General features: G+C 72.0%; 15 protein-coding genes. 1 reads left to right on the plus strand and 14 read right to left on the minus strand.

All coding sequences use genetic code 11. The features are described from left to right. Positions 1-120: 120 nt before the first annotated feature. The 9 genes from U5640_RS29435 to U5640_RS29475 all read right to left on the minus strand — a co-directional run bounded on the left by U5640_RS29435 (position 121) and on the right by U5640_RS29475 (position 9,997). Positions 121-1,164: a BadF/BadG/BcrA/BcrD ATPase family protein gene (locus U5640_RS29435; protein ID WP_340379089.1), complete on the minus strand. Its 1,044-nt coding sequence runs from the start codon at positions 1,162-1,164 to the stop codon at positions 121-123. Next, positions 1,155-2,420 carry a 6-phospho-beta-glucosidase gene (locus tag U5640_RS29440; RefSeq protein ID WP_340379091.1) on the minus strand — a complete coding sequence of 422 codons (1,266 nt, stop codon included), beginning with the start codon at positions 2,418-2,420 and terminating at the stop codon, positions 1,155-1,157. Before U5640_RS29440 ends, U5640_RS29435 begins: the two co-directional genes overlap by 10 nt. Positions 2,421-2,426: 6 nt before the next feature. Further along, positions 2,427-3,320 (minus strand): carbohydrate ABC transporter permease, encoded by an 894-nt coding sequence (locus U5640_RS29445; protein ID WP_340379093.1) that lies wholly within the window; start codon positions 3,318-3,320, stop codon positions 2,427-2,429. Between the two features lies 1 nt (position 3,321). Next, complete coding sequence (locus tag U5640_RS29450) at positions 3,322-4,263, minus strand: sugar ABC transporter permease (RefSeq protein WP_340379095.1); 942 nt, start codon at positions 4,261-4,263, stop codon at positions 3,322-3,324. A gap of 2 nt (positions 4,264-4,265) precedes the next feature. Then, the gene (locus tag U5640_RS29455; RefSeq protein ID WP_340379097.1) at positions 4,266-5,618 is read right to left on the minus strand and encodes an ABC transporter substrate-binding protein; all 1,353 of its coding nucleotides are present in this window, start codon (positions 5,616-5,618) and stop codon (positions 4,266-4,268) included. Between the two features lie 92 nt (positions 5,619-5,710). Then, positions 5,711-6,922, minus strand: coding sequence for an ROK family transcriptional regulator (locus tag U5640_RS29460; protein WP_340379099.1), 1,212 nt, complete (start codon positions 6,920-6,922; stop codon positions 5,711-5,713). A 228-nt stretch (positions 6,923-7,150) separates the two neighbouring features. Then, positions 7,151-7,984, minus strand: a complete 834-nt coding sequence (locus U5640_RS29465) for a hypothetical protein (RefSeq protein WP_340379101.1) — start codon at positions 7,982-7,984, stop codon at positions 7,151-7,153. A 117-nt stretch (positions 7,985-8,101) separates the two neighbouring features. After that, positions 8,102-8,728: a Uma2 family endonuclease gene (locus U5640_RS29470; protein ID WP_340379102.1), complete on the minus strand. Its 627-nt coding sequence runs from the start codon at positions 8,726-8,728 to the stop codon at positions 8,102-8,104. Positions 8,729-8,887: 159 nt separating this feature from the next. After that, positions 8,888-9,997: a mechanosensitive ion channel family protein gene (locus U5640_RS29475; RefSeq protein ID WP_340379104.1), complete on the minus strand. Its 1,110-nt coding sequence runs from the start codon at positions 9,995-9,997 to the stop codon at positions 8,888-8,890. A gap of 322 nt (positions 9,998-10,319) precedes the next feature. Here U5640_RS29475 and U5640_RS29480 point away from each other — a divergent pair, with 322 nt between their 5' ends. Further along, the gene (locus tag U5640_RS29480; protein ID WP_067244152.1) at positions 10,320-10,856 is read left to right on the plus strand and encodes an HNH endonuclease; all 537 of its coding nucleotides are present in this window, start codon (positions 10,320-10,322) and stop codon (positions 10,854-10,856) included. A 44-nt stretch (positions 10,857-10,900) separates the two neighbouring features. On the opposite strand, the gene U5640_RS29485 is transcribed toward U5640_RS29480, so the two are convergent. Genes U5640_RS29485 through U5640_RS29505 form a run of 5 tightly spaced genes read right to left on the minus strand, consistent with a single transcriptional unit; the run spans position 10,901 to position 15,129 of the window. Continuing rightward, positions 10,901-11,488: a hypothetical protein gene (locus U5640_RS29485; RefSeq protein ID WP_340379112.1), complete on the minus strand. Its 588-nt coding sequence runs from the start codon at positions 11,486-11,488 to the stop codon at positions 10,901-10,903. Further along, complete coding sequence (locus U5640_RS29490) at positions 11,485-12,825, minus strand: hypothetical protein (RefSeq protein ID WP_340379114.1); 1,341 nt, start codon at positions 12,823-12,825, stop codon at positions 11,485-11,487. The genes U5640_RS29485 and U5640_RS29490 overlap by 4 nt, the downstream gene beginning before the upstream one ends. Further along, positions 12,822-13,586 carry an ABC transporter ATP-binding protein gene (locus U5640_RS29495; protein WP_340379116.1) on the minus strand — a complete coding sequence of 255 codons (765 nt, stop codon included), beginning with the start codon at positions 13,584-13,586 and terminating at the stop codon, positions 12,822-12,824. Before U5640_RS29495 ends, U5640_RS29490 begins: the two co-directional genes overlap by 4 nt. Before the next feature lie 44 nt (positions 13,587-13,630). After that, positions 13,631-14,545 carry a zf-HC2 domain-containing protein gene (locus U5640_RS29500; protein WP_340379118.1) on the minus strand — a complete coding sequence of 305 codons (915 nt, stop codon included), beginning with the start codon at positions 14,543-14,545 and terminating at the stop codon, positions 13,631-13,633. After that, positions 14,542-15,129, minus strand: coding sequence for an RNA polymerase sigma factor (locus U5640_RS29505; RefSeq protein WP_340379120.1), 588 nt, complete (start codon positions 15,127-15,129; stop codon positions 14,542-14,544). Before U5640_RS29505 ends, U5640_RS29500 begins: the two co-directional genes overlap by 4 nt. Positions 15,130-15,180: the final 51 nt, after the last annotated feature.

The following is a 15,180-nucleotide window of genomic DNA, read 5'->3' on the forward strand; positions in this document are numbered from 1 at the left end:
GCAAGTATCGCTGGCGGGGGTGACCTTGCACACCGGCCTTCACTCGATCTTGATCAGATCGCAGTCACCCCTGTCCATGAATACGCGTTCGGCGGGTGTTCGGTTCCTTCGCGGGGGGTGTCATGTCTTCGGGGTGCGGATGCGTTCGGGCTGGTCGCGCAGTTCGCCGTGCTCCTGGGCGGGACGGGCCCGCCCGGTGTCGAAATGCGAGCGCACCCTCTCCTGCGCCCGCGCCCCCGCGCTCAGCCCGTCCAGGCCCAGCAGCGCGGCCCCCAGCACCGGGCGGGCGCGGACCACCGTGGCCACCGCCTTCGGGGCTCGCGCCGTCAGGCGCTCGCGGATGCCGTCGTCCAGTTGGCCGTGGCCCGCCGTCAGGACGCCTCCGCCGAGCAGGACCGGCGTCTCCTCCTCCAGGAGGTCCAGGCGGGTCAGGGCGACCGTCGCCATCGTGACGACCTCCTCCGCCAGGCGGTCGACGATCCCGCGGGCCACGGTGTCGCCGTCGGCCGCCGTCCCGAAGAGGACCGGGGTCAGTTCGTGGCGGCGCAGGTCCGGGATGCGCTCCAGGTGGAAGGCCTCGATGAGGGCGTACATGCCGGGGTGGCCGAAGTGGGCGGGCAGGGTGTGGGCCAGGGCGGTGGCGGGGCCCCTGCCGTCCTCCGCGCGGGCCGCGTGCCAGATCGCCTCCTCGGCCAGGCCCCAGCCGCCGCCCCAGTCCCCCGAGAGACGGCCCAGGGCCGGGAAGCGGGCGGTCCGCCCGTCGGGGCGCATGCCGACGCAGTTGATGCCGGCGCCGCAGACCACGGCCACGCCCCGGGGCTCGGGCACGCCGGCCCGCAGGATGGCGAAGGTGTCGTTGCGGACGTCCACGGTGGCGCCCCACGCGCGTGCGTGCAGGGCCGCCGCCAACTGCTCCTCCTCCACGGGCAGGTCGGCGTTGGCCAGGCAGGCGGAGACATGGGCCACCGAGGTGACGCCGGCCGAGGCGTACGCGCGCGTGACGGTCTCGGCGAGGGCGTCCACGGCCGCGGTGACCCCGACGGCGGGCGGCCGGAAGCCGGCCCCGCGGGCGGTGGCGAGGACCTCCCCGTCGGCGGCCACCACCGCCACGTCGGTCTTGCTGTTGCCCGCGTCGATGGCGAGGACGCTTGCGGTCAGGCCCACGCGAGGTGCTCCCGGTTGTGTGCGATCAGACGGTCGGTCAGCTCGTCGGCGTACGCGTGCTGGGCGATCAGGGGGTGCGCGAGGAGCGCCTTGGACACCCGGTCCCGGCCGCCGCGCAGGGCCGCGTCCAGGGCCAGGTCCTCGTAGGCCGTCACGCCGGCCATCAGCCCCGCGTACAGGGGGTCCACGGGGGCCACGGGCAGCGGGGAGGGCCCCTTCTGGCCCACCGCCGCCTGCACCTCGATCACCGCGTCGTCGGGGAGGAAGGGCAGCGTGCCGTCGTTGCGCGTGTTGACCACCTGGTACGGGTTTCCGGCGCCGGTGAGCAGCGCGGCCGCCAGGTCCACCGCCGCCTCCGAGTAGTAGGCGCCGCCGCGCCGGGCGAGCAGCTCCGGCTTCTCGTCGAGCGCCGGGTCGCCGTACATCTCCAGCAGCTGCCGTTCCATGGCCGCCACTTCGGCCGCCCTGGACGGCTTCGTGCGCAGCTCCCGTACGACCTCGTCGTGGGCGTAGTAGTAGCGCAGGTAGTAGGACGGCACCACGCCCAGGAGGCGCAGCAGGGGCAGGGGCAGGCGCAGGTCGCCGGCGATCGTGTCGCCGTGGGCGGCCAGGAGTCCCGGCAGGACGTCCTCGCCCTCCGGGCCGCCGAGGCGTACGCCGGTCTCCCAGGTGAGGTGGTTGAGGCCGACGTGGTCCAGGTGGACGTCCGCCGGTGTCACGCCGAGCAGGGCGGCGAACCTGCGTTGCAGTCCGATCGCCACGTTGCACAGGCCGACCGCCTTGTGGCCCTCCTGCAGCAGGGCGCGGGTGACGATGCCCACCGGGTTGGTGAAGTCGACGATCCAGGCGCCGGGGTTGGTCCGGCGGATCCGTTCGGCGATGTCCAGCACCACGGGGACCGTGCGCAGCGCCTTGGCCAGCCCGCCGGCGCCGGTGGTCTCCTGGCCGACGCAGCCGCACTCCAGGGGCCAGGTCTCGTCCTGTTCGCGGGCCGCCTGGCCGCCGACGCGCAGCTGGAGCAGGACGGCGTCGGCGCCGTCGACGGCCGCGTCCAGGTCGGAGGTGGTGACGATGTGGCCGGGGTGGCCCTGCTTGGCGAAGATCCGCCGGGCCAGTCCGCCGACCAGGTCCAGGCGGTCGGCGGCCGGGTCGACCAGGACCAGTTCCTGCAGCGGCAGGGTGTCGCGCAGCCGGGCGAACCCGTCGATCAGTTCGGGTGTGTAGGTCGAACCGCCGCCTACCACGGTGAGTTTCATGCCTTGTTAACCCTTCACTCCGGTGAGGGTGACACCTTCGACGAACGCCTTCTGGGCGAAGAAGAACACGAGGATCACGGGGGCCATGACCAGCACGGTGGCCGCCATGGTGAGGTTCCAGTCGGTGTGGTGCGCGCCCTTGAAGGACTCCAGGCCGTAGGAGAGGGTCCAGGCGCCCGGGTTCTCCGAGGCGTAGATCTGCGGGCCGAAGTAGTCGTTCCAGGCGTTGAAGAACTGGAAGAGGGCGACGGCGGCGATCCCGGGCTTCGCCATCGGCAGGACGACCCGCAGCAGGGTCCGCAGTTCGCCGCAGCCGTCGACCTTCGCCGAGTCCAGGTATTCGTTCGGGATCGTCATCAGGAACTGGCGCAGCAGGAAGATGGAGAACGCGTCGCCGAACGCCAGCGGGATGATCAACGGCCACAGGGTGCCCGAGAGGTCGAGCTGCTTGGCCCAGAACAGGTACATGGGGATGACGACGACCTGCGGCGGCAGCATCATCATCGAGATCACCAGCATCAGCGCCAGATTGCGGCCCGGGAAGCGGAACTTGGCCAGCGCGTACGCCACCGGGATCGAGGAGACGACGGTGAGGACCGTTCCCAGTCCCGCGTAGATCAGGGTGTTCTTCCACCAGGTGAGGAAGCCGGGGGTGTCGAGGACCTTCCGGTAGTTGGCCCATTCCCAGGTGTGCGGGATGAGGTCCCGGCTGAGCGCCTGCGAGTCGCTCATCAGCGACGTCAGGAGGACGAACACGAAGGGGAGGGTGAAGAAGAGGGCCGCGGCCACGCCGAGGGAGTGGATCGCGATCCACTCCAGGAACGCCTTGCGGCGCGCGGTGCGCTCGGCGGGCGTTGCGGGGGCCTTCAGCTCCACCGGCCGCTCCAGTACCTGGGTCATGTCAGTCACCTGCCTGGATGAGACCGCCCCGGCGCCGCATCAACAGCGCGGTGAACGCCATCGACAGGGCGAACAGGACCAGGGCCACGACACAGGCGGAGCCGTAGTCGAAGCGCTGGAAGCCGAGGTTGTAGACGAGCTGGGGGAGGGTCAGCGTGGAGTGCTCGGGGTAGCCGGGCTCGAACATGGTGCCCGCGCCCTGGATCACCCCCGAGGCGACCTTTCCGGCGACCAGGGGCTGGGTGTAGCACTGCATCGCCGCGATCACGCCGGTCACGACGGCGAACATGATGATCGGCGAGATGGTGGGCAGGGTGACGAAACGGAACCTCTGCCAGGCCGACGCGCCGTCCAGTTCGGCCGCCTCGTACTGCTCCTTCGGTACGTCGAGCAGCGCGGCCATGAAGATGACCATCAGGTCGCCGACGCCCCACAGGAACATCAGGGTGAGGGCCGGCTTGGACCAGTTCGGGTCGTTGAACCAGCCGGGGGCCGGGATGCCGATCTTCTCCAGGATCGAGTTGACCGGTCCCGTACCGGGGTTGAGGAGGAAGGCGAAGGCCATGGTGGCCGCCACGGGCGGGGCCAGGTAGGGCAGGTAGAAGAGGGTGCGGAAGACGCCCGTCCCCGTCTTGATCTTCGTGATCAGCACCCCGATGCCGAGTCCGAACAGGACCCGCAGGGTCACCATGATCACGACCAGCCAGAGGGTGTTGCGCAGGGCGGGCCAGAAGAACGGGTAGGACTCGAAGACGTAGGTCCAGTTCTTCGTGCCGCTCCAGGTCGGCGGCTTGAAGCCGTCGTAGTGCATGAACGAGAAGTAGACGGTCGAGATCATCGGGTACGCGAAGAAGACCGCGAAGCCGATCAGCCAGGGCGAGAGGAAGGCCAGGGTGCGCAGCGCCGACCTGCGACGCTTCACCCGCAAGGTGAGGGCGCTCATCTCTACTTCGCCTGCGCGATGTCCGTGTCGATCTGCGCGGCGGCCTTCTTCAGGCCCGCCGACAGGTCGGTGAGCTTGCCGCTCTCGTAGTCGTAGCCGAGCTGCTGGATGGTGGTCAGGTAGACGCCGCCGTTGACCGAGGCCGGGGATGTGGTCGAGTTCGGGTTCGCGGCGATGTCCAGGAACGTCTTGAAGCGCGGGTCGTACTTCAGCTTGGGCGACTTCAGCGCGTCCAGCGTCGAGGGCACGTTGTGGATGGCGTTGGAGAAGCCCACCACCGCGTCGGTGTCGGTGGCGATGTACTTGACGAACTCCCAGGCCGCGTTCTGCTTCTTGCTGGTGGCGGCGATACCGGCGATGGTGCCGGTGATGTAGCCCTTGCCGTACTGGTCGGCCCGGTCGTCCGGGACGGGCAGCGGGGCCACGCCGATCTCGAAGTCCGGCTTGGTGGCGAGCGCCATGCCGAGGCGCCACTCGCCGTCCAGCTGCATGGCCACCTGGCCGGTCTGGAAGGGGTGCTTGGGGCCCCACTCGTCACCGAGGCCGGAGCGGAACTTCTCCAGCTTCGTGAAGCCGCCGAGGTCGTCGACGAGCTTCTTCTGGAGCTGGAGGGCGTCGGCGACGGCCGGGTCGGTCGCGATCGTCGACTTGCCGGACTTGTCGAAGTAGGTCGGCGAGAACTGGCCCATGTAGTGCTCGGTCGTGGTCTCCCAGCCGTGGTAGTCCGGCATGAAGCCGAGCTGCTTGTACGTGTCGCCCTGGGGGATCGTCAGCTTCTTGGCGTCGGCCGCGAACTCGGACCAGGTCTTCGGCGGGCTGCTGATGCCGGCCTTCTCGAACGCGGTCTTGTTGTAGTAGAGGCCGTAGGCGTCACCCAGCAACGGCACCGCACAGCGGTCGAGCTGGTACTGGGTGTACTCGTTCATCGCCTTCGGGAAGGTGGTGTTCGGGTCGATGCCCGACTTCTTGAACAGGGGGTTGAGATCGATCAGCGCGCCGGAGGAGCAGAACTTCCCGACGTTGTTGGTGGTGAACGACGAGATCACGTCGGGCGCCTTGCCGCCGCCCGCGCGCAGGGCCTGGTTGATCTTGTCGTCGGTCATGTTGCCGACGACGTTCACATGGATGTTGGGGTGCGCCTTCTCGAAGCCGGCGACCAGTGCCTTGACGGCCTCGACCTCGTTCGGCGCGCTCCAGGCGTGCCAGAAGGTGATGGTCTGTTCCTTGGACGCGTCGTCGCTCGCGCCGGAGGACGAGGCCTGGCCGGTACAGGCGGTGGTGCCGAGCAGCAGAGCCGTCGAAGCGGTCAGGGCGAAAGCCGCCTTTCGGGCGGCTGAGGGGATGCGTGCAGACATGACGGGACCTCCCGGGGGCAGGGCAGGGCAGGGCAGGGTGAGGTGAGGTGAGGTGAGGGATCTGCGGGGAAAGGGGCGCGTGCGGGGTGTTGCTAGCGCGAGGTGTCGAAGACCTCGTCGCGGGTGGCCGCCAGCGCGCTCTCCAGCGCGCCGCGCAGCACGGGCCGTTCGGTGACGTCGCCCAGGACCAGCTGCGGCCGGGACGCGGCCAGCTCCTCCAGTTCGGCCTGGACGAGGGCGCGCAGCACCTCGCCGCCGGCGGTCAGGGAGGCGCCGCTGAGGACGACGAGTTCGGGGTCGAGGACGGAGACGAGCGAGGCGAGACCGGTCGCGAGCTGGGTGGCGTACGTCTGGAGCAGCAGTCGGTTCAGGACGGTGTCCTCGGCCGCGGCGCGGTGCAGGACTGCGGCGGCGACCTCGGCGTACGGGCCGTCGGGGATGCCGGTCATGCCGAGTTCGCGGGCGAGCCGGGGGATGGCCTGGGAGCCGGCCAGTTCCTGGTAGCCGCCGCTGTTGGCCTTGGTGACGTGCCGGACCAGGGGTGCTCCCGGAACCGGCAGGAAACCCACCTCTCCGGCGCCGCCGGTCCAGCCGCGGTGCAGCCGGCCGCCGAGGACGAGAGCGGCGCCGAGTCCGCCCTCGTTCCAGACGAGGACGAAGTCGTCGTGTCCGCGGGCCGCGCCGAGGCGTTGTTCGGCGACGGCGACGAGGTTGACGTCGTTCTCGTACTCGACCGGCATCGGCAGCGCTGCGGCGAGTTCGTCGAGCAGCGTCGGCGCGTGCCAGCCGGGCAGGTGGGAGGCGTAGCGCAGCCGGCCCGTGGTGGGGTCGAAGGCGCCGGGGGTGGCGACGACGAGCCGCCGTACGTCGTCCCGGGTCAGCGCCGCGGCCTTCACGGCGCCGTCGAGGGCTTCGGTGACCTGCCGTACGACGGTCCCGGCGGTCCTTCTGCCGGGCGTGGGCACCTCGTAGGTGCCCACGGTCCGGCCGGTGACGTCGGCGACGGCGGCGAGGACGCGCTCGGGGGTGACGTCCAGGCCGGCGGCGTAGGCGGCGGCCGGGTTGACCTCGTAGAGCTGGGCGTTGGGGCCGGGTCGTCCCTCGGTGGTGCCGGTGGCGAGGACCAGGCCCGCCGCCTCCAGGCGGGCGAGCAGCTGGGAGGCGGTCGGCTTGGACAGGCCGGTGAGCTTGCCGATGCGGGTGCGGGACAGGGGGCCGTGCGCGAGGAGGAGATCGAGGGCGGCGCGGTCGTTCATGGCGCGCAGGACGCGCGGGGTGCCCGGCGTACCGGCGGTTCCTGCCATGGGGATCGACACCTGCCTTTCTGGACTGCCCAGCTTTTCAGTGACGCGGGAGACACGTCCACTTCCCGCCACTGTTAGGAAAGTTTCCTATCGATGGAAGGGAAGGTAAGCCCGGCACGAAGGGGGCGTCAAGGCAGGAAAACGGAAACCGCCCCCGAGGCAACGCAGTCGTTACCTGGGGGCGGTGCGGTGGTGCGGGTGGTGCCGGTGGTGGTGCCGGTGCCGTGCCTACTTCACGTCGACGTAGTCCCCGGCGGCCGCCTTGGCCGCGGTGGTGGCCGTGCCGGCGAAGGCGAAGCGGTAGTAACCGTCCTTGCTCGCCTTCACGGTGGTGGACAGGGCGCCACCGGTGCCGGAGGTGATCGTCCTGACGGTGCTGTAGGAGCTCGCGCCCTTGGCCTTGAACTGGAGGGTCACCTTCTGGCCCCGGTAGCCGCTGTAGACGCCCGCCTTCCAGTCGGCGCGGGTCAGCTTGCCCTTGACGGTGAGGGTCCGGCCCTTCCTGACGGGCTCGGGGGACGCGTCGACCGTGAGCTTCGCGGCGCGCTGGATCGTGGCGGTCGCGGCGTCGGCCCACATGTCGTAGCCGAACTCGAAGCTGATGTGCCCGTCGGAGTCGTCGAGGTCGGAGGCGCCGTGGCCGTAGAAGCCGGCGGTCTTCCAGGTACCGGCGTCGGCGGCCTCGTAGAGGCTGTCCCACGGGTCGATGACCAGGGTCTCGGTGCAGGAAGCGGTCACCGTGGCGGCGGTGGTGGCGGTCGTGGTGCAGGTCGGCGCGGTGTCCGGCTCGATCGTGTTGTCCTGCTCGGCCAGGGTGCCGCGGTACAGCATGACGCCCGCGAAGTTGTTCTTGTAGTCGATGGTCAGGTCGGCCGGACGGGTCAGCGTGTACGCGACCGGCACTTTCACCTTCGCCGTGGTGCCCACGACGATCTTCTTGCCGTGGTTGACCTTCACGCCGGCGAACGTCAGTGCCGGAGAGTCCGCCTGTGCGGCGGGCACGGCCAGGACCCCCAGGGCCAGGGCACCGGTCAGGGCGGTGCCTATGGCGAGCTTCCTCATGTATCCCCACATTCGAGCGGACCCCTGGGCGTTGCGCTCCAGAACAAGGGCCCGGTATCGGAGTGACGATATGGGGTGGTGTGACGCGGGGGACAGGTGGGGCGCCTGTGAAGATCCTCAGACGTCGGCGTCGAGGAAGGGGGCCGTCTCCAGGGTCGGGTAGGGCGCGGGCAGGGGGAGCGGATCGCCGAGGTCGACCTTGGTGTCGGTGGCGTAGTAGGCCTCGGTGGGGTCGTCGGAGGGGAGGACCGGGTCGGTGTGGCAGTGGGCGGTCTTGGTGTGGCGGTCGATGAGGACGTAGACCGGGATGCCGGCGGCGGCGTAGGTGCGGAGCTTGGGACCGGTGTCGGTCTCGTGGTTGGTGGAGGTGACTTCGCCGACGAGCGCGATCATGTCGATGGGGTACCAGCCCTTGTGGGCCTTGCGGTAGGACTCGTCGAGTTCGGTCGGCCTGCGGCGACGGATGTAGAAGTCCGGGATGAGCAGAGCCATCGTTCTGCCGTCCTTGTGGGTGGCGCGGTAGCCGTTGCCCATGCCTACCAGACGGAATCCGGCTGAGCGGAACTGGAAGCTCAGTTCGAACGCGCCGTCGTTGTGGTTGTCGTTCGGCGTCGGCGGCACGATGGCCATCCCCTCGACGTACTCGGGTCGAATCGGCATGGGGGCTGCCTCTTCGATCGCGCTCAACAGGTCGATGGGGTCCACGTGCGTCATGACCGTCTCCCTGATGGGTTCGGCGCTCATCCCTGGTTCTCCTCGTCGCGCTGTTGCCAGGCTAAGCCCGCGCTGGGTGCCCCGGCACAACGATGGGGCACCCGGCGACCGGTCGGCGCCGCATGCCCCTGCCGTTCACTCGAACGAGAGTGCTGAAACCGTTCCCCCGCTTCCGCGCCCCACTTCGCCCTACTTCGGAGAGGGCGTCACCGCCCGCTGCGGAGCGATCGGCGACGCGGCCGCGACCTGCGGTGAGTCCGCGTTGGAGAAGACCGACGGGGCCGCGACGGCCGCCGTCGTGTCGACCGGGTCCTCCGCGGCGGGAGCCGTCGCGCCGCCCACGATCCGGATGTCCGCCGCGTCGAACGCGCGCTTCACGCGCCAGCGCAGCTCGCGCTCGACCGTGAGCGCCTTGCCCGGCATGGTTTTGGCCGAGACCCGGACGACCATCGAGTCCAGCAGCACGCTGTCCAGTCCCAGCACCTCGATCGGGCTCCACAGCAGCTCGTTCCAGGGCTCTTCCTTGCTCATCTTCTCGGCGACCTCGTCCAGCGTGGCCTTCACCCGGTCGAGGTCCTCCGACGCCTTGACGGTGACGTCGACGCCGGCCGTCGCCCAGCCCTGGGAGAGGTTGCCGATCCGCTTGACCTCGCCGTTGCGGACGTACCAGATCTCGCCGTTGTCGCCGCGCAGCTTCGTCACCCGCAGACCGACCTCGATGACCTCGCCGGTGGCGACGCCCGCGTCGATCTGGTCGCCGACGCCGTACTGGTCCTCCAGGATCATGAAGACGCCGGACAGGAAGTCCGTGACCAGGTTGCGCGCGCCGAAACCGATCGCCACACCCGCGACACCGGCCGAGGCCAGCAGCGGGGCGAGGTTGATCTCGAAGGCGGACAGGGCCATCAGCGCCGCCGTGCCGAGGATCAGGAAACTCGCCACCGAGCGCAGCACGGACCCGATCGCCTGCGACCGCTGGCGCCGCCGCTCGGCGTTGACCAGCAGACCGCCCAGCGTGGTGGAGCCCTCGGCCGCCGATTCGACCGTACGGTTCATCCGGTCGATGAGCTTGGTGATCGCCCGCAGCACGAACTTTCTCAGCACCGCCGCGATCACCACGATCAGCAGCACGCGCAGACCGATGGCGAGCCAGGTCGACCAGTTCTGCTCGACCCAGCTGGCCGCGTTCGTCGCGCTCTCCTGTGCGTCCTGGAGCGACGGCACCGTCACTGTCGGCGACTCCGAGGGGGTCGGCGAGGGCGAGGAGCCGGCGGCCAGTGGGACGGCGGGCAAGGACACGGCAGGTACCTCCAGGTGCAGCGGTCCGCCTCCGGTGCGATGGTCAGGTCGTCAAGGTCGTACAGGTCACGAAAGGATCACCGGACGGGCAGAACCACCACACTAACGGGGCATTGTGTGTGGGTCCGTCCGATGCGGCAAGGAGAGACCGTGCTCACCTGCGCTTGAACAGGCCATGATCCGGGGGATGTATCCGGGTGTGGTCGAAAACACTCCCAGCCCGTTACCGGGACATGGTGGCGCGTCCGCCAGGCCAGAGGAGAGACTGACTGCAGATCGTCCCGGCGCGAGCCACGCGCCGCCGACGCCCAAGGAGGCATCCGTGCCGCATGTCCTGGTCCTCAACGCGTCGTACGAGCCGCTCGGCGTCGTACCGCTCCGCCGCGCGCTCGTCCTCGTCCTGGAGAACAAGGCCGTCTCCCTGGAGGAGTCGGGCGCCTTTTTGCACAGCGCGACCGTCACAGTCCCCGCACCCAGCGTGGTCCGGCTCAAGCGATTCGTCCGGGTTCCCTATCGGGGGCCCGTTCCTCTGACCCGTCGGGCGCTCTTCGCGCGGGACGGGGGCCGGTGCATGTACTGCGGTGGCGTCGCAACCAGCGTCGACCACGTCATCCCGCGCAGCCGCGGGGGCAAGCACGTGTGGGACAACGTCGTGGCGTCCTGCCGTCGCTGCAACCACGTCAAGGCCGACCGGCACCTCGTCGAGATCGGCTGGCGGCTGCGCCACAAACCTGCCCCGCCCACCGGTCTCGCCTGGCGCATCATCGGCACGGGCCACAGGGACCCGCGCTGGTTGCCGTACTTGCAGCCGTACGGCGCGGACGACGCCCTGGCCCGGATCGACGGCATCTCCGCCTGACGGTCCGGGCTTCTTCATGCCCCGTGGCACCGGCGCCCGCCGGTTCAGCCACGGGGCCCTTCGGGACGCGCCCCTCGTGCGGCGTACAGGGCCGTGCCCAGCGCGAACACGCCCCCGGCCGCGACCCACGCCGCCGTCACGTCCCCCGCCTGCGTCGGCCAGGCCCACAGGGTGACCCCGCGGCCGCGCACCCCGTCCGACGCCAGGGACACCACGCCGACGTAACCGCAGGCCGGCAGCCAGCTCAGCCGGGCACCCAGCAGGACGGCCGAGGCCGCGACGAGCCCGGTGCAGCCCAGCAGGTTGCGCAGGACGGCCGGCGCGTCACCGGGCACCGCGACCGGCAGCAGGGCCGCCGCCACCGCCGTCAGGCCGAGCAGCTGGGCCAGCCGGAGCGGCCACCACGGGCGTACCGCCGTGCGGTCCAGCTCGTCGGTGGCGGAGTGCAGACCCGCCCCGGTCACCGCCGCGGCCAGCAGCGGGGTCGGCGTCACCAGGGGCAGCAGCCGGTCCGGAGCCCCGTCGGAGCCCGCGGCTGCCGCCGCCCCCAGGGCGAGGACGGCGGCCGCGGCCAGGACGGCGAGGGTGCGGGGGACGGCGCGCGACCGGGCGTACAGCAGGACCCCGCTCACAGCGCCGGCACCTTCCGCGCGTCGCAGTCGCCGGCCGTCGCGAAGTACGCCGACAGCCACGCCCGGCGTGCGTCGGCCCCCATCGAGGCCAGCCGCTCCCGGGCCGCCCTGCGGTCCGCCAGCCCGGCACGCTGCTCCGCGTCGCCGCGCCCGTCCAGCCGGTCGAAGTACTCCTCCGCGGGACTCGGCGCGAGGTAGTGCTCCACGGCGTCGTCCGCCAGGCGCACGCGCGGGTCGAGCGTCCCGCAGTCCCCCCGGCCCCGCAGCATCGCCACCGCCTCCCACGCGTACTGCGCGGGATCGGTCAGCCGCCCCCGTACCAGCGACGAGCCGAGCGGGGTGAGCATCGGCAGCTGCACCTCGTCCGCGCGCGGCCCGCCGGGCCGGTCCTCGAACCGGACCGGCAGGTTCCGTACCCCGTCCAGGCGGCCGGTGATCCCCGACAGGGCGGCTGTGACCTGCGGCAACAGTGCGCCGTAACGGGCGTTGACGCACACCTGGGGCGTCGTCGAGGTGTCGCACACCTGCCGGTTCCCGACCGGGTTCGTCCGCCACAGCCCGTCCCCCGTCTGCATCAGCAGCCCACCCGCCGCGACGGCCGCCGCGAGCGGCAGCAGGGCGGTCCACCGGTGCCGCGCCGCGTACGCCAGCACGGCCGCCGTCGCGAGACCGGCCACCCACACCGCCATCGCGGCCTGCTGCCGGCCCACCGGGACCTCCCCGTCACCCACCGGGAGGGCAGGGTTCACCCAGCGGCCCGCGCCGTCGTCCGACGCCACCGACAGAACCAGCACCGCGTACCCCGCGAGCGCCAGCAGCGGCGCCGCCGGCCGCCACGCGACCACCCGCCCCACCACCTGACCGCTCACCGAGGCCGCCGCGACCGCCACCAGGTCCACCGGCAGCAGATCGAGATACGGCCGGTCGCCCCGCGCGTACGGCCAGGTCGCCAGCGACGCCCCCGCCGCCGTGAGCGTGTACCCGGCGACCAGCCACAGCGCGAGCGGCACCGCCGACGCCAGGAACCGGGCCAGCGGCCCCCGCACGACCGACTCCCACAGCTCCTCGGTACGGCGCCGGCGCTCCCGCCCGCCCAGCCAACAGCCCGCGGCCGCCGCGAGGGGGAGCAGGAGCAGCAGCACGTCGTGCAGCTCGGAGCGGGTCTCCGCCCAGCCGCCCTGCCAGCGGTCCGCCGACGCGGCCAGCACGGCACCCAGCGTCAGCACCACCGCGCCTCCGACGACGGGCGCGAACCCGCGCACGGCCTCGGCGCGCAACGGATGCCGCGGCACCGGCCGTCCCCCCGCCGCCTTCACCCTCTCCGGTACGAGGCTCATCGCGCCGCCTCCCGCCCGGTCCGGTGGGCCCGCAGGGCGGCCGTGTAGCCGCGCTCGATGACGCTGTCCCCCACACCCGGCGCCTCGCCCAGCGCGCTGAGCGACTCCGGGGTCCCCCGGTAGGCGACCCGCCCCGCGTCCAGCAGGGTGACCTCGGTGCAGGCGGCCGCCACGTCCTCCACCAGATGGGTGGAGACGATCACGGTCGAGGTGGAGCCCAGCTCCCGCAGCAGCGCGCGGAACTCCACCCGCTGCTCCGGGTCGAGGCCCGCCGTCGGCTCGTCGAGCAGCAGCACGTCCGGGTCGTTGACCACGGCCTGCGCGATGCCGACCCGGCGGACCATGCCGCCGGACAGCGTCCGCACCTTGGCGTCGATGCGGTCCTCCAGACCGACCCGGCGCACCGCCCGCTCGACGGCGGCCGGGGTGCCGGCGGCGGGCATCTCCTTCAGCCAGGCCACGTACGCGACGAACTCGCGCACCGTGAAGCCCGGGTAGTGGCCGAACTCCTGCGGCAGATAGCCGAGCCGGGCGCGGACCGTGCCGCGCCGCGCGGGCTCGCCGACGTCCTCGCCGAGGATCTCCACCCGCCCGGCGTCCGGCCGCGCGACGGTGGCCAGCACCCGGATCAGGGAGGTCTTCCCGGCGCCGTTGGGGCCGAGCAGACCGTGCACCCCGACGCCGAGACCGAGGTCCACACCGTCCAGGGCGACGGTCCTGCGGTGCCGGACACACACGCCGGACACACGTATGGTGCTCACTTCATCTCCCAAGAGATTCCCCGAGAAGGGGTTCGTAGGACGGCTCACCGTCGGTCCAAGCCGTCGTAGGCGCCGCGGCGGGCGGCCAGCACGGCGGCGCACAGCACGGCCGCGGCCGCCCACGCGCCCTGGGCCGGGGCGCCGTCCAGACAGCGCGAGAGCTGCTCGGCGAGCCGGCCGACCGGAGTGCCGCCGGGCGAGGCCAGGACCGGGGCGAGCACGGCGGCGAGCCAGCCGCCGCCGGTCACGCCCGTCGCCGTACGGCAGCCGACGTACCCGGACAGCGCGAGCGAGGCCAGGGTCAGCGCCAGGCCCGGCAGCAGCCAGGCCGCCGCGCCCGGAGCCCCGGAGGCGGGCAGCAGCAGCCCCGTCACGGTGAGCAGCGGCACACTGACCCCGAGGACGGCGGCCGTCCGGGTCAGTGCCAGCCGCAGTCCGCCGGAGGGGGTGGCCGCCGCGATCTCGTGCAGCGGATCGGCGTGCCGCCCGTAGGACACGGCGACCCCGGCCACGGGCACCACCGGTGCGAGGGCGAGCAGCAGCGGTCGTACACCGTCGACGTCCGCGCCGTACGCCAGGCCGAGTGCCCCCAGCGCGACCAGCAGCACCGCGGGCAGCCAGCCCCCGCGCACGGCGGGGCCGGCGGCCCACACGGCCCGCGCGAGGAACGACGACCACTGGCGGGCCCGCGGGGCGGGCGGCGTGGGAAGCGGCGCGCGGACGTCTCCCGGTACGGGTTCCTTCAGTACGGCGTCCCGGACCTCCGCCAGGACCAGCGCGGGCGCCGGCAGCCGGCGTACCGCCGTCGAGACGCGCGCCGCGCACCCCCCGCACCGCTCCACATGGCTCTCCAGGGACCATGCGTCGGCCTCCGCGAGGGTGCCGTCGGCGTACCGGGCGGCCAGGCCGTCGGACACGTGCCACGAGTCGGTGCGCCTGCCTGGGCGATCGGTGTTCATACCAGGCCTCCCGAGGCCGGTGCGGGGTTCAACTGGGCGAGCGCCGCGCGTAGTTCGGCACGGGCGCGTTGGGCGCGGGTCTTGACCGTGCCCTCGGGGATGCCGAGCAGCCGGGCCGCCTCCCGGGTGGTGAGCCCGTCGACGACCGTCGCGCGCAGTACCTCCCGCAGTTCGGGCGAGATCCGGTCCAGGGCGGTGCCGACGTCGCCGAACTCCAGCCCGGCCAGCACCCGTTCCTCGGCCGAGGGCGTCTCGGCGGAGGGGGCCGCGGTGTCCAGGGGAGCCGTCTCGATCCGGCCGGCCCGCTCCTGCGCCCGCCGGGTGTCGACGAGCCGCCGGGCGGCGATGGTCCACAGCCAGCCGCCCGCCTCCCCGCCCCGGTGCCCGGCCGCCGACCGCCACACGGTCAGGAAGGTGTCCTGCAGCACTTCCCGCGCCACCTCGGCATCCGCGCACCGGCGCACGAGCCGCGCGTACACCCACCCCGCGTGCCGGTCGTACAGCGTGGCCAGCGCCCCCGCGTCCCCGTCCGCCACGGCCCGCAGCAGCGCCGCGTCCGTATCGCTCTCCCCGTGGCCCCTCATGGGGCGGAACAGTCTCACACCCCCTCTATCGACGAAGGTCCGGCGACCGGT

This window comes from Streptomyces sp. SS7, assembly GCF_037993025.1.
GTDB lineage: Bacteria > Actinomycetota > Actinomycetes > Streptomycetales > Streptomycetaceae > Streptomyces.